We start from the raw sequence: 13,735 nt of genomic DNA, 5'->3' as shown, positions 1-13,735 counted from the left end.
CTCGGGGCCTGCGCCCGAGCCCGCCCTCGCCGCTCACGGATGGCCGAGGCCGACGTAAGCGTTCCGCGAGATCCGCATGTAGTTGGTCGGCGAGTGGTCGCCCCACGCGTACCGCATGGTCGGGGACATCGACAGATAGATCGCGTCCTTCCACCGCGCCACCGCACCGACCACGTTCGCCGTCAGATGCGCCCGGATCTGGCGGTCCAGCCTGCTCCTCGACCCACACTCCGTCGCGGCTGGACGAGACCATCTGGCGCCCGAAGTGCTCGTAGCGCCCCACCGCCAGCGGCGGCATCTTCGTGATGAAGTCGTTCTCGTACATGAAGCGATAGGTCTTGTCGCCGAACAGCTTGTCGAGGGTCCTGGCGAGCGTCGGGTCGGCGAACATCGCCGGGCCGTAGGCATACAGTCCGCGCACCAGCGGGCGCATCGGCGCGAACTTCGGGTCGATATGGATACCGGCCGTCGCCATACCGGCGAGCGAGCCACCCGTGCTGTGCCCGGTGATGTAGAGCGCCTCGAGCTGCGGCTTCTTCTTGCCGACCTGCTCGACCTCGCTCTCGGGCCGCTTCCCCGGCTTCTTCGGGGACAGCTCGACCAGCCGCTTGCCGAGCGGCTTGCCCGTGTACAACGCTGCCAGGAATTCGCGCAGGGTCGGCCAGATGGCCATACCGCTGCGATAGAGGCCGCCGTGGGCCGAGCCGACCGTCGGGAACGGCATCATCGTCGCCCGCGGGTCGGTCAACCAGGGGATGATGTCGTCCTGCGCGACGCCGCGGAGGGTGAGGATCCCGAGCCGCTTGTCGGCGCTCTGGTACAGGTAGGCCGCCGCGTCGACGAGGATCGCGTCGTTGCGCACGCAGATGCCCACGACCTCGCCCTCGAGGCCCATCTGACACAGCCGATCGGTGTACGTCCCCAGGCCCGCGTAGGACCAGGCCGACGCGGCCGAGAGCAGCTCCACCACCCCGTGGTCGTACTGGCCCTCGTTGACGCCGTCGATGAGGTATTCTGCCGGATCGCCCTTCTTGGTCCCCGGGCACTTCGTGAATGCATGTTCGAGCCGCATGTTTCGTCTCCCGATCCGGGTATTGGGTCCGGACTCGACCGAGGTTCTTGGATCGCTCGGATCGCGGCGCAACGATAAAAAATACGTCATGTCGGCCGCGCCGCCCGCGGCTCACATTCGAGCGAGGCGACCATTGCCAGTGTGCGTCTCGGGCTGATATTCGCCATTCGACGCGCGCCCGCGCCCCGGCCACGCGGCCCGCGACGGGCGCGGCTCGGGCGGCGCCGCGAACTGCCGCGAACCGGCGAGTCAGGCGCTTATGTTGAATGTCCGATCGGACATCTATGCATATTCTCTCCGCGGCCGCGCCCGCCCCGCGCCGCTCGCCTCCGCGCGACGAATGGCATCACTCGATCGCGCGGCGCGGAACCGTCCGCGCCGTCGCCCACGCCGCGGCGGTCGGCGCTCCGCATCCACCTGTCCTTCGAGACATCTCGCTCGCGTCACGAGCCCGCCGACGGGGCGAGCGCGGGCGGGAAGCCGTTGAGCTGACGCCACACCTCGAAGCCGAGGCGGACCCGCTCGAGCAACACCCAGCCGTTGGCGCGCACGCCCTGGCGCAGCCAGCGGCTGTCGGGCCACGGCAGGTCGTCGGGATCGGGCGACACCACCACGCGGAAGGTGCCGCTCTCGTCGGCCAGCGCGTCGACGAACTCGACGACCCCGCCGAACGTGCCGACCGCGACCGACGGCCAGCCGATGAACTGCACCGCCGGCCAACCCTCGAACTGCAGGCGGACCCGCTGCCCCGCCGCGATGAGCGGGCCGTCCTTGCCGGACATGTACAGCTCGACCGCGCTCGCGCCCATGTCGGGCACGAAGGTCGCGATCGCGTCGCCGGCCGCGACCATGTCGGTGCCGTGGCGGCCGATCAGTTTCAAGATCGTCCCGTCGCGCGGCGCGACGATCTTCATCCGCTGCTGCCGCGCCATCCGGACCTCGAGCTGGACCAGGTCGGCGGTGGCGGCGGCGAGGTTGCTCTCGGCCGACGCGAGGTTGCTGCGCGCCTCCTCGATGCTCGCCCGCGCGGTGGTGTCGACCGCCTGGGCGTCGGCGTCGAGCGCCCCGATCTCGCGCACGCTCGCCTTGAGCGAGGCCTTCGTCGCGTCGAGGTCGGCCGCGCAAGTGGCCTGATCGAGCCGCGCCAGCTCGAGGTCGCGTTTGGACGCCAGCCCCTCGTCGAACAGCGCCTGCATGCGCGCGAGGTTGAGGCGCGCCGTCTCGGCGGCCGACACCGCCGCGTCCACCGCTCGCTGGGCCGCGATCTGACGGTCGCGACCCATCCGCGCCCGCAGCCCCGCCGACGACGACTGCGCCGCGCGGCTCAGCTCGAGCGCGGTGATCCTCGCCTTCGAGACGGCGACCGAGCTCTCGGCCGCGAACCTGCGCGCCTCGATCGCCAGCCGCTCCCGCTCGAGCCGCGCGAGGATCTCCGGGTCGTTGTCGCTGACGTCGGCGATCGGGTCGCCGGCGTTCACGTGCGTCCCCTCCTCGACATGCCAGGTCTGCAGGCGCCCGTCGATCGGCGCCTCGATCGCGTGCTGGCGGTCGAGCGGCGCGTAGGCGATCACGCGGCCCTGCCCGGGCACGCTCTGTTGCCACGGCACCAGCGCCAGCGCGGCCACGAACAGCAGCAGCGCCAGCAGCATCAGCCGGACCGCCAGGTGGGTCCCTCGCGGCTGGCGGACCGACAGGAGGCTGGCGCGCGACACGTCGAGCAACGGGACGATGTGGAGCGGTGCGTCCATCGACTCCTCGGCTCTCAGCAGCCGGCGCTCCCGCGCTGGTGCCCGCCCCCGCGGACCCGCGCGACCCGCTCGCGCACGCCCTCGAGCTCGAGCGCGCGCGTCTCGACCGTGAAGCGCGCCGCCCCGAGCCCGGCCGGCAGCGTCGCGCTCGACCCGGAGGACTGGTCGCAGTCGGCCGCGGCGCTCGCGGCCTGGAGCGACGACCCGCGACCGGTGACGCCGGCCCACGGCTCGGGCACGCGCGCGTAAAAGCGAGACGGATCGGACATCGAGTGCATGGGCGGATTGAGATCGACGGGGCGTGCCACGCGCGAGACAAAGCGCGGCCCAGCCACGGGCCGCGCACGGCTCGGGCAGGAGAAGAGGCAGGTTGTGGTTCGCCGGGCCGATGAAGACCCAAGGCGCGGCCTGACACCGCATCGACCGGACGGTCCGACGCGAGCCGACAATGATGGGTGATCGTGCGAGGTTTTACATGCTGCGACGGACCACCGGCGAATCGACGGCGGACGTGCAGACGTCTAGCGCTTCGCGCTCAACACCGATCGGCCGGGGGCCCACGCGCCTGCTGCGTCGCTCTCACGGGCGTGCGAGGCGACGCGCTCGGCGCCGGCAACGACCAGGCCGAGAACGCGTCGAGCATGACAATCGCGTAATCATCGGACCGCGGCGGCAGGACCGGATTGGTCTCGTCTCGCCGGGCCGAACGATCGAACGAATCTTGCTGGCGCGAGACCACCGGGACGTCGTGTTGCCCGACCGAGCAGACTTCCTCGCTCGCGCCCTCCAAATTCGCATGCGCGCGCCGGTGGCGAAAAGCAACGCGGTCGACACTGCGATCAGCAGCGCCAACGCGAGTCTCCAGCCGGTCACCACACGCATGGAAGCGAAGCTACCCTAACACAGGACGGCGGAACAAGCTTGCACGACATGCCGCATGCACGTGAGAAAGATGGACCCGAGCGTTTCCGGAGCTCGACACATTAACACGACGACAGCTTGCGGCCGCTCCACCGAACATTCGTCCGATCATCGCGTCGTCGACGGACGGACAGACCGACTCGTCCTCCGGATGCGCCGCGACGTGGGCCGCGAGCGAGGCCTCGACGAAGGAGCAGAGCACAGCGACCGCAGCCGCGGCCCGATCCTCTTCGCGCTCCCCCTCGCCGAGGACCCGACCTCGGCGCACGCGTCGGCGATCGCTTCGCTCATCCGCCGCGCCGCGGCGCGCCGCGAGGTGTGGTTCGCCGGCGGTCACCAGCTCCACCGCCGCGTCGACGAGCCCCGCGGCGTCGATGAGACCGTCGGCGAGCGCGTGCTTGAACAGCTGCACGACCGCCTCGGCGCTCGGGCCGGGCAGCCGGCGATGCACGTGAAACGCGTACAGGCCGTCGGCCGCCGCGTGGTACGCCGAGCACAGGTTCAGCACCACCCCCGCGGCCGGGGCCGGCCATGGCGGCTCGGCGAACAGCGCCAGGTCGTCGGCGGTCGCGTCGCTCCACCACTGCCGGAACAGCGCCGGCTCGCCGCCCGCGGCCGCGACGTACCGCGCCCCCGCGCGCCGCATCAGCGAGCGCAGCCGCGGCGCGTCCCCGGCCGCCGCCTCGACCTCGACCCGCGCCATAGCGACCTCCGGCGCCGCGAAGCGCCGCGCCAGCGCGCTCGCCAGCGCCGCATCGCGGGCCACCGGCCAGCGCTGCGAGTCGAACCCCTCGCCGTCGCGCACGCGCGTCCGCACGTACTGCTCGGGCGGCAGGCGAGCGAGCAGCGGCGTCAGCAGCTCGGGCGCCACCACGCCGTCGCGCACCAGGAAGAAGAACGGGCCCGGCGCCTCCATCACCCGCCCAGTCTATGCCGAAGCCGCGCGCGTCGACGCGAGCCCCGGCCGGCCCGGGCTACACTGCCGGCATGCCCAAGCAGAGCGCCGGCATCCTGCTGTTCCGCGGCCACGGCCCCGATCTCGAGGTCCTGCTCGTCCACCCCGGCGGCCCGCTGTGGGCGCGCAAAGACGCCGGCGCGTGGACGATCCCCAAGGGCGAGTTCGGCCCCGACGAAGATCCGCTGACGGCCGCCCGCCGCGAGTTCGCCGAGGAGACCGGCGTCGCGCTCCCCGGCCCCTTCCACGCGCTCTCGCCGATCCGCCAGCGCGCCGGCAAGGTCGTCCACGCCTGGGCCTGCCGCGGCGACTGCGACCCGGCCGCGCTGCGCAGCAACACCTTCGAGCTCGAGTGGCCGCCGCGCTCCGGCAAGCGCCAGAGCTTCCCCGAGGTCGACCGCGCCGAGTTCTTCTCGCTCGCCGCCGCGCGCACCAAGATCAACCCCGCCCAGGTCGACCTCCTCGACGAGCTCGCGCGCCTGCAGGTCGCGCTTGACCCTCACGCGACGTGAGGCCCTATCCCTGCCGGTGAGGCGCGAGACATCTTCATGGCACTCACCGTCAAGCAGGTCGCGAGCATCGCCGGGGTCAGCGTCCGCGCGCTGCACCACTACGACGAGATCGGCCTGCTGCGCCCCTCGGGTCGCAGCGGCGCCGGCTACCGGCTCTACAGCGAGGCCGACCTGTCTCGCCTGCAGCAGGTGTTGTTCTTCCGGGCGCTCGAGTTTCCATTGCAGGAGATCTGCAGGATCATGCGCGACCCGGAGTTCGACATCGGCGCGTCGTTGCGCATGCAACGGCAGCTGCTGAGCGAGAAGGCCGTCCAGCTGCAGAGTCTGCTCGCGGCGGTCGACGCCGCCATCGCGCGCCTGGAAAGCAAACGACCCATGACACCCGAAGAGATGAAGCAGATGTTCGACGGCTTCGACCCCAGCGAGCACGAGGCCGAGGCCGAGGCGCGCTGGGGCCACACCGAGGCGTTCCGCGAGTCGAAGCGGCGCACGGCCGGCTACGGCAAGGGCGACTGGCAGCAGATCAAGGACGAGGCCGCCGCGACCTTCGAGCGACTCGGCGCCCTCATGACCGCCGGCGCCGCGCCCGACTCGCCCGAGGCGATGGACGCCGCCGAGGCCCACCGCCGGCACATCGACCGCTGGTTCTACCCCTGCTCGCCCGCGTTCCACCGCAACCTCGGCCGCCTCTACGTCGACGACCCGCGCTTCACCGCCAACATCGACAAGACGACGCCGGGCCTCGCCGCCTACGCCGCCGCGGCCTTCGCCGCCAACGCCGAGCGCGCGAAGCCGCCGGCCTGACGTCGGCATCGTCTTCCCCCACGAGGAGCCTCCATGATGCTCTCGTGCGAGGCCGGGGGAGGCGCGGCCGGCGGAGCGGGCCCGTCTTCTCACGGGCGGGCCGCGCTCTCGGGCGCGACCTCCAGTCGCCTACTCATCGAGCATCGCACCGAGTTGCCCGATCTCCGCGGCCTGGTCGCGGATGATCTTGTGGGCCAACTGTCGCATGTCCTCGCGCTCGAGGTACGGCAGGGCCTCGTGGGCCATCGTGATGGCTCCTGCGTGGTGCGGCAGCATCTCCTCGACGAACACGCGATCGACCTCGGCCCCGGAGGCGGCCGCCAGCTTCTTCATGTCGGCTTCCATCTGCTGCATCTGCGCGTCGTGACGCTCCGGGACCTCGTCGGAGCCGGTCAGCTCGGCGCGCACGGCCTTCATCTGCGCGATCTCGGCGAGCTGGGCGTCGTGCATGCCCTGGGCCATCGCCTGGACCTCCGGATCGGTGCCGTCCGCGAGCTCCTTGTTGCTCATCTCGACCGCCATCTCGTGGTGGGGGACCATCGCGTCGATGAACTCGACATCGGACCGGGGCCCCGCGCATTCGGCCTGGGTGTCATCACAGGCGACGACGCCGACGAGCGCGACGAGCGAAAGGATCGAGCGAAAGATCTGCATCATCGTCTCCGGGCAAAGCCTGCTTTTGGCATACCCGTCGGAGACAGCGCCGGCGGCGCCCCGCGCCGTGAGAGCTTCGAACCGGAGGAGCCGAGGCCGACGAACTCCTCGGCGTGCCCTCGCGCAACGACCGCCGGCGGAGAAATCGCAGGACGAAGCTCAGGGGCGGCCAGCAGAGCTCGGCGAGCCGCGAACCGACGTGCCAGGACCGGCGGGCTCGGCGAGAGGGCGCGCTTGACCCCCGCGCGGCGTGCAGAACACTTCGCCACGTCTCTCCGACACGAGCGAGGTCCATGCGAGCGAGCGGTCGCGGTGGTGCGCCCGGGAGCCGACGATGTCGCTCAGCGGCTCGCGCGTTCGGCCTGCTCCTGCAAGCAATGCCGGAGCCCGGCGCGCAGGTCGCGGAAGGCCCGCAGGTCACCGAACCCGACGCCGAGCCCGGCCAACGTGTCGGCGACCGCGGGGCGCACCCCCGTGAGCACGCACCTGGCGCCCAGCAACGAGGCGGCCCGCGTCACCCCGAGGATGTGGTCGGCAGCCGCGGCGTCGAGCGCGTCGACGCCGGTGACGTCGAGGATGACGCTGCGAGCGCGGGTGGCGACCAGCCGCGTCAGCAGGCCCTCCATCATGTTCTCGGCGCGGTGCGGATCGATCGCGCCGATGATCGGGAGCACGAGGATGCCGTCCCAGAGCTCGAGGACCGGGGTCGAGAGGCGGCGGATCGTCTCGGCCTGGGCGGTGATGGTGGCCAGGCGCTGCTCGAGCTCCTCGCGCTGGCGCGCCAGCGCCTCGTGCATCTGCTGCACGCGCTCGTGCTGCGCCAGCGTCTGCATCAGCAGCACGTTGCGCAGCACCGTCTCGAGGTGGCGGGCGACCCACTGGAATTGCTCGACGTCCGCCTCGACGAAGGGCACCCGGAAGCGCGCGGCGCGGGCGTCGAAGCCGGCGAGCGCGAGCAGCTCGAGGTCGGGGCCCGGGCTGATCACGCACCACAGGAACCGCTCGAGCCGCAGCGCGCCGGCGAGGGCGGCGAGGGCCCCCTCGGGCGCGTTGAGCAGCCCGCCGCGACGGGCCCGCAGCTCGGCGACCAGCCCGGGGCCCGCGATCGCAGCCGGCGGCTCTCCCAGGTGCGAGGGCCAGGACAGCGCCTCCACCTCGTCGTCGCCGATCCTCAGCACCGCCGCGGCCTGAAAATCGAGCTCGTCGAGGAGGAGCCCGCACCAGCGATCGCAGGTCGATTGCAGGCTGGCCTGCGCGTCGACGTCGGTCTCCAGCGCGTGAAACGTGCTCCACCACGACAGCGCCCGCTCGTGCTGGCGCCGCAACGCGTGGAGCTCCGCCTCCCGCTGGGCGAGCAGCTGCGCTTGCTTGCGCTGGAGATCCTCGTCGGACATCGGACTCACTCCGCCAGCGCGAGCATCGGATACGTGAAGTTGTAGTAGGTGGCGTGCGATCCGTACGGCGCCACCTCGCCCCACGCCAGCATGCCGAGCCACTCGGCGTCGGGGGCCAGCGCCTGTTGGACCAGCGACTGCTCGCGCGCCGCCTCTTGCTTGCCGAGCAGCGGCACGGTCCGCGCGCTGCACTCGAAGCCCATCACCAGCCGGATCTCTCGGCCCTGCAGGCGCCTCGCCAGCGCGCGCGGCCTGCTCGGCGCCTTCGAGGGCGGCGCGGATCGATCGCAGATGGAAGACGATGCGGATGCCTTCGGGGAGCGGCGCCGCCATGACGAGCCCGCCGCGCCGCGTGTCGAGGGCGAACGGGGCGCGCACGACGTACGGCGTCAACGCGTCCGACTCGGCCGGCGGCGCCGCGAACTCGACCCCCAGGGCGACCTTCGCGGTCGCCTCGTTGTCGAGTTCGCGCAACAGCTCGCGGCCCTGGAACTCGCTGTAGACCTCGAGGGCGGGGCGACCATCGAGCTCGAGCAGGACGTTGCCGTCGGTGCGCGTGACCGTGGTCGTCGAGGTGGTCGGCTCGGTCCCCGTCGAGGTGGCGATCTCCGCGACGAACTCGCCCCCCAGCGCGACGGCCACGGCGGCGCCGCTGCGCACGCGGTCCCCCAGGTACTGGTACGTCTGGGCGAAGACACCCCACGGCTGCCCGGCGCCGCCGCCGACGGCAGGGCAGCCGAGCTCCGCTTGCACCGCGCGCGTGAACGATTCGAAGTCGGCCCCGCCCAGCGGATCGCCGTGCACGATCACGACCCGCGGCGACGCACCCTGCAGCCCGTCGCGGAGCTCTCGCCCCACCGCGTGCCCCCTGGCGACGGTGTCCCGCGCGAAGTCTTCGACCATCGCCGCCGCCGCCCGCAGCGCGGGCCCGCCGAGGCCGACGATGCCGGCGGCGTAGTTGCCCTCGTGAAACGAACCGCGCCCCATCAACCCGGAGGTCGAGCAGCCGACGATCGGCGTCGAGCCCAACCCCTCGCGCACCGCCCCGAGCAACGCCTCCTGATCGTGGTCGACCGTCGCGTACAGCAGGGCGACCGCCGGAGGCTCCGCGCCGAACGCTGCGCGAATCTCCCGCGCCAGCGTCCCGCCCGCCGCGCGCGCGAGCTTGTCGCGCGAGACCACGGCACGGGCGAGGAGCCGAGATTCGCTCTTCATGGGCGGAACCATAGAGGGTCCCGTCGAGGCGGTGCAAGCCTGCGAACCGGGAACATCGCGCGCGGAACGTGCGCCACGCGAGCCCGAACGCGTCGCGGACACAGGGGGATCGGCCCTCTCTGTCCGCCCGTACGCGGGTCGAACGTTCGCACGGTGTTCCTCCGCGGAGCGACCGTTCGCGTCATCCAGCCTCTGCCGCAGCGAGCCGCAGCGCCCGGCAACCCATGCGGTTTCGAGCGCGGACACGTGCTCGGGGGTTCTTGAAGCTTCCGTCGAACGCCGACGGAGACGCGGATCGGCCTGACGTGGAAGTCATCGTCGACCCCATCGTCGCGCCGATCGAACCGCTCGCGCGAGCGGGCGCCACGGCCGTCCGTCGGCGCCCGGGCTCGTCCATGCGACCACGCGTCGCGACACCGCGATCAGGGCGCCGTGAAGTACCCCTGGACCATCGCACCGGGGCCGGTGAGCGGCTTCACCGACCAGCGGTAGTGCTGGATCCACAGGTCGCCCGCGCACGCCTGGCCGCGCGGCTCGATCCGCAGCCGGCACTCGCCCCACCCGCTCGGGCCGAGCGGCTCGCACACGAACTGCTCGCCCCAGTCGGACCCGCCGACGGGCGCGTCGGTGGTGCGGAAGGTCTGGTAGAGCCGCCAGCTCGGCGGGAAGCCGGGGATCGGCGGCGACTCGAGGCCGTGGACCTGGATCTCGAAGTCTTCGCCGCCCGGGTACTGGTCGGCGAGCGCGGCCCGGGGCGCGGAAGACCACCACCTGCTCCTCGCAGTCGTCGAACGGCAGGGTCGGGCCGACGAGGATCGGGTCGACGCTGGGCGGCAGCAGGTCGACCGGCTGCGCGAGCGAGCAGGCGTCGGCGAAGGTGGCGTCGCCGGTGTGGGCGACGTCGAGGAGGCACCCCTCGCGGAGGAGGATCGGGCAGGACGCGCACACCGTCTGCGCGAGCTCGGCGAACGGGCCGTTGGTGCCGAACTGGGCGGTCGGCATCAGGCTGTAGGGCGGCGCGCGGAACGTCATCGGGTCGGCGCCCGCCGCGTAGTCGAACAGCGAGGCCGCCGGCTCGACGCGCCAGGCCGCGCCGAAGGTCCCGGGGCCGTGGGCGTGCAGCGACGCGAAGCTCACCGGGTGCGGCATGAAGGTGTCGGGGCCGAGGCGGATGTCGTTGGCGCGGTCCCCGTCGGCGTCGCCGAGGAGGCCCTCGACCTCGCCGTCGCGGGCCGCGGGCAGGCGGACGAAGATGTTGAAGTGGCTCCGGTCGGCTTGCCCGGACTTCAGGGCCTCGACCTGCTCGCCGCCGGGGTAATCAATCATGTAGGCCGACCCGCCGACGAGGCCGATCTGGCCGGCGCCGAGCGCGAGGGTCTCGCCGTTGGCCAGCTCCGTCGGGACGCCGTCGACATACAGCGTCGAAGGCATTCGCGTGTAGAGACCGACGCGGTGGCCGTCGACCACCGTCGCCATCGCGGTGTTGTACGACAGCGCGAGCTGCTCGCCGAAGGGCTCCTGGCGGGTCTGCACCTCGAAGGGCGCGCCCTCGGTCGCGCGGGTGAGCACGAACTCGCCGCCGGCCTGGAATTCGAAGAGCAGTCCGTCGTGCGAGATGAGGTGGACGTCGGCGTAGCTGCCGCCGCCGGGCTCCTCCGGGTCCTGGTCCGGGTCCTCGCAGAGCTCGGGGACGACCGGCATCTCCCAGCACTTCTTGAGCAGCTCGACCTCGAAGAGGGTGACCTCCTGCGGCTCGAACACCTCGCCGTCGACCCACACGTCGGAGTGCCAGCCGACCTCGGCGCCGCCGTCGACGAAGGCGGTGAGGCAGCCCTTGCAGGTGTCGTGGGTCGCCTTGAGCCCGAGCCCGAGCTTGGGCGCGGCGTAGGGGCCTTGCAGGAACGCGAGGCGCAGCTCGAACTCGGGGGCGACCTCGACCTTGACCTCGCCCTCGACCTCGAAGCCGCCCCCGGGCCCCGCCTCGCCGTTGATCTTCGGGTCGACCTGGGTGCGCCAGCCGGCCTCGTCGTACACGATCGAGAACGGCGCGCGGATCGAGCCCTTGAGCAGCGCCTTGAGCGCGGCCGCGAAGGTCGCCTTGGGCACCATCCACACCGTCAGCGGCACCGGCGTCGGCAGGGTGCCGACCACGTACTCGCCGAAGTCGTCCGACTCGCTCTCGAACTCGCCCTTGATCGCCACAGTGATCTCGCCCGACGGCGTGCCCGTGATGTCGACCCGGTCGAGCCCGAACAACCCGAAGTGGAGGACGAGGCGCTCGACGAACACGCCGGCGAACACCTCGAGCTCGCCGAGGCCGCCCATGACGTCGAGCGCGACCTTGACGCCCAGGGTCGCCTCCTCGTCGGCCTGCACGCCGAGCAGGCCCGGGGCCTCGCCCCCCGCCGCGCCCGGGGCCTCCGGCACCGGCGTGACCGTGCCGGGGCACGTGCCCGCGCCGCAGCCCGCCTTCGAGGTGTCGATGGCCACGTCGCGCAGGCCGAAGAAGCCGCCCGCGACCGCGTCCTCGAGCCCGACCGCCACGCCGATCGCTACCAGCGTGTCGCCCTGCGTCATCACCTCCTCCGCGCGGATCATGTAGCCGCTGGGGCCGCCCTTGCCGACGATCACCGCGCCGGGCGCGATCGCCGGCACGTCGCCCGGGCTGGCGAAGCGCAGCTTGACGGTCGCCAGCGCCGGCGGCTGGGCCGGCTCGACCGCGGCCTCGACGAAGCCCGCGGCCTCCTCGGGGAACACGACGTCGGGCTTGTATTCGAGGTGGTTGGCGAAGATCGAGGTGGCCGCCCAGATCCGCCGCTGGCCGTCGCTGACGAGGATCGAGGGGCGGTGCTCGCCGACGGCGGCGAAGGTGTGAAACGGCAGCGCGGCGGTCTTGATCCCTTCGGTGTCGCGCACGCACGGGGTCAGCACCTTCTCGGCCTCGCCGTCGCCGTCGAGGTCGAGGGCGCAGGTCAGCGCGGCGTCGGCGTCGGCGGCGAGCTTCCAGCCGAAGTGAGCCGACACTGGCGCCTCGCCCCAGCCGGCCTCGGCCGGGTCGAAGCGCTCGACCGCGAGGGGCGGCACCGCGTCGCAGCTGCCGTACCCGCCGAGCCCGCCGGCGATCAGGCGATTCGCGGCGGCGTAGGGGTTGACGGGCCCGGCGAACGTCTGCACGGGCTCGCCGAGGGCGACGTCGATCTCGAACGCGCACGGCGGCAGGCGCACCTGCAGGAGGCCGCCCGCCCCGTTCAGCGTGGTGTGCATGTCGAAAGCCCGCGACGGCGGCTTCGGCGTCAGCACGGCCGGGGTCACCCCCGGGGACGTGTACGCGACCAGCGACAGGCGCCCGCCGTGGTCCGCCGCGCACCCGGGCGCGAGCGCGTAGTTCAGCTGCACGAGGTCGTTCGGACGCGCGAGCGACCCGAACCCCTCTGCCAGCGACGTCGTGACGTCGACGGTCCCGTCCTCGTGTTGCAGCACGAGCTTCAGGTCGTCGAGGCAGCTCGGCGGCGCGGGCTCGGGGATGACCTCCTCGAGCGACACCTCGCGGGGGACCGGACCCGGCGCCGGCTCCGGCGCCTCGCAGCCGAGCAGGCCCGCGAGCGTGCAGGCGGAGATGAAAAGGGGGTGATGACGATATGGCATGATCGATCCTCGAATCGGGGCAATGACGATTGTCGAGAGCACGGGCGGCCCGACCCGAAGTCGGCGCGGCTCCGCGCGCGGCGGTCCGCGAGCGCCGCGGGTGCGGCGACGCGGGGGATTGGCTACGATGACCGGGTCGCGCGCCGCGGGGGCGGCGGCGGATCACCGAGGGAGCGCACACATTGTCAGCAGCGGACGATTCGGAGGAGCAAGCGCTCCTCGCGGCCTGGCGCGCCGGCGACGGCCAGGCCGGGCAGGAGCTGTTCCGCCGCTACTACGTCGGGCTCCTGCGGTTCTTCCGCAGCAAGGCCGGAGAGCACGCGTTCGAGCTGACGCAGGCGACGTTCCTCGCCTGCGTCGAGGGCCGCGACGCGCTGCGCAGCGCGCAGACCTTCCCGGCCTACGTGTATTCGATCGCGCGCAACCTCCTCTACGATCATTATCGAAAGCAGACGCGTTCACGGGGGATCCTCGATCTGTCGGAGATGTCGTGCGAGGACCTGTCGCCGGGCCTCGCGGAGCTCCACGCCAAGGAGCAGGAGCTGGCGCTGCTGCTGCGGGCGATGCGGCGGATCCCGCTCGACGCCCAGATCACCCTGGAGCTGTATTACTGGGAGCGGCTGACCGCGCGCGAGATCGGCGAGGTCCTCGGCAAGCCCGAGGGCACGGTGCGGACGCGGATCCGCGACGCCAAGCTGCACCTCGAGGCGCAGATCGCCCGGCTCGCCCGCAGCCCCGAGCTCGCGCAGAGCACGGTCGTCGGCTTCGACACCTGGGCCGAGCAGCTGCGCCAGCTCGTCGCCCGCGGCTAGGTC

10 protein-coding genes and 1 pseudogene are annotated in these 13,735 nt (G+C 72.2%); 3 read left to right on the top strand and 8 right to left on the bottom strand.

Translation table 11 applies throughout. The annotated features are described in order from the left end of the window. Positions 1-33: 33 nt before the first annotated feature. The 5 genes and pseudogenes from OV079_RS03100 to OV079_RS03085 form a co-directional block, all read right to left on the bottom strand. On the bottom strand, positions 34-174 hold the full coding sequence (locus OV079_RS03100) for a hypothetical protein (protein WP_267766129.1): 141 nt from the start codon (positions 172-174) through the stop codon (positions 34-36). A 124-nt stretch (positions 175-298) separates the two neighbouring features. Then, positions 299-673 (bottom strand): annotated as a pseudogene (locus tag OV079_RS57150) (lipase family protein); the annotation flags it as partial. Between the two features lie 842 nt (positions 674-1,515). Continuing rightward, positions 1,516-2,820 carry an HlyD family secretion protein gene (locus tag OV079_RS03095; protein WP_267766128.1) on the bottom strand — a complete coding sequence of 435 codons (1,305 nt, stop codon included), beginning with the start codon at positions 2,818-2,820 and terminating at the stop codon, positions 1,516-1,518. 14 nt (positions 2,821-2,834) lie between these two features. Beyond that, complete coding sequence (locus OV079_RS03090; protein ID WP_267766127.1) at positions 2,835-3,098, bottom strand: hypothetical protein; 264 nt, start codon at positions 3,096-3,098, stop codon at positions 2,835-2,837. A gap of 614 nt (positions 3,099-3,712) precedes the next feature. Next, positions 3,713-4,660, bottom strand: a complete 948-nt coding sequence (locus tag OV079_RS03085; RefSeq protein WP_267766126.1) for a hypothetical protein — start codon at positions 4,658-4,660, stop codon at positions 3,713-3,715. A 68-nt stretch (positions 4,661-4,728) separates the two neighbouring features. On the opposite strand from OV079_RS03085, the gene OV079_RS03080 reads away from it, so the two are divergent. Further along, complete coding sequence (locus OV079_RS03080; RefSeq protein WP_267766125.1) at positions 4,729-5,208, top strand: NUDIX hydrolase; 480 nt, start codon at positions 4,729-4,731, stop codon at positions 5,206-5,208. 36 nt (positions 5,209-5,244) lie between these two features. After that, a complete protein-coding gene (locus tag OV079_RS03075) occupies positions 5,245-6,012 on the top strand; it encodes a MerR family transcriptional regulator (RefSeq protein ID WP_267766124.1) in 768 nt (255 codons plus the stop codon). Positions 6,013-6,141: 129 nt separating this feature from the next. Here OV079_RS03075 and OV079_RS03070 read toward each other — a convergent pair whose 3' ends face one another. From OV079_RS03070 to OV079_RS03060, 3 genes are all read right to left on the bottom strand, one after another. Continuing rightward, complete coding sequence (locus tag OV079_RS03070) at positions 6,142-6,669, bottom strand: DUF305 domain-containing protein (RefSeq protein ID WP_267766123.1); 528 nt, start codon at positions 6,667-6,669, stop codon at positions 6,142-6,144. A gap of 338 nt (positions 6,670-7,007) precedes the next feature. Next, positions 7,008-9,275, bottom strand: coding sequence for an FIST N-terminal domain-containing protein (locus OV079_RS03065; protein WP_267766122.1), 2,268 nt, complete (start codon positions 9,273-9,275; stop codon positions 7,008-7,010). A 312-nt stretch (positions 9,276-9,587) separates the two neighbouring features. After that, positions 9,588-12,920 carry a hypothetical protein gene (locus OV079_RS03060; RefSeq protein ID WP_267766121.1) on the bottom strand — a complete coding sequence of 1,111 codons (3,333 nt, stop codon included), beginning with the start codon at positions 12,918-12,920 and terminating at the stop codon, positions 9,588-9,590. 182 nt (positions 12,921-13,102) lie between these two features. On the opposite strand from OV079_RS03060, the gene OV079_RS03055 reads away from it, so the two are divergent. Beyond that, on the top strand, positions 13,103-13,732 hold the full coding sequence (locus OV079_RS03055) for an RNA polymerase sigma factor (protein WP_267766120.1): 630 nt from the start codon (positions 13,103-13,105) through the stop codon (positions 13,730-13,732). Positions 13,733-13,735: the final 3 nt, after the last annotated feature.

The organism is Nannocystis pusilla (genome assembly GCF_026626665.1).
Classification (GTDB): domain Bacteria; phylum Myxococcota_A; class Polyangia; order Nannocystales; family Nannocystaceae; genus Nannocystis; species Nannocystis pusilla.
This window is presented reverse-complemented; position numbering and strand designations above follow the sequence as displayed.

Bases quoted from the DNA above. Each gene is read 5' to 3' on its own strand.
- OV079_RS03095 (WP_267766128.1), bottom strand. From the start codon at position 2,820: ATGGACGCACCGCTCCACATCGTCCCGTTGCTCGACGTGTCGCGCGCC.
- OV079_RS03090 (WP_267766127.1), bottom strand. From the start codon at position 3,098: ATGCACTCGATGTCCGATCCGTCTCGCTTTTACGCGCGCGTGCCCGAG.
- OV079_RS03080 (WP_267766125.1), top strand. From the start codon at position 4,729: ATGCCCAAGCAGAGCGCCGGCATCCTGCTGTTCCGCGGCCACGGCCCC.
- OV079_RS03075 (WP_267766124.1), top strand. From the start codon at position 5,245: ATGGCACTCACCGTCAAGCAGGTCGCGAGCATCGCCGGGGTCAGCGTC.
- OV079_RS03070 (WP_267766123.1), bottom strand. From the start codon at position 6,669: ATGATGCAGATCTTTCGCTCGATCCTTTCGCTCGTCGCGCTCGTCGGC.
- OV079_RS03065 (WP_267766122.1), bottom strand. From the start codon at position 9,275: ATGAAGAGCGAATCTCGGCTCCTCGCCCGTGCCGTGGTCTCGCGCGAC.
- OV079_RS03060 (WP_267766121.1), bottom strand. From the start codon at position 12,920: ATGCCATATCGTCATCACCCCCTTTTCATCTCCGCCTGCACGCTCGCG.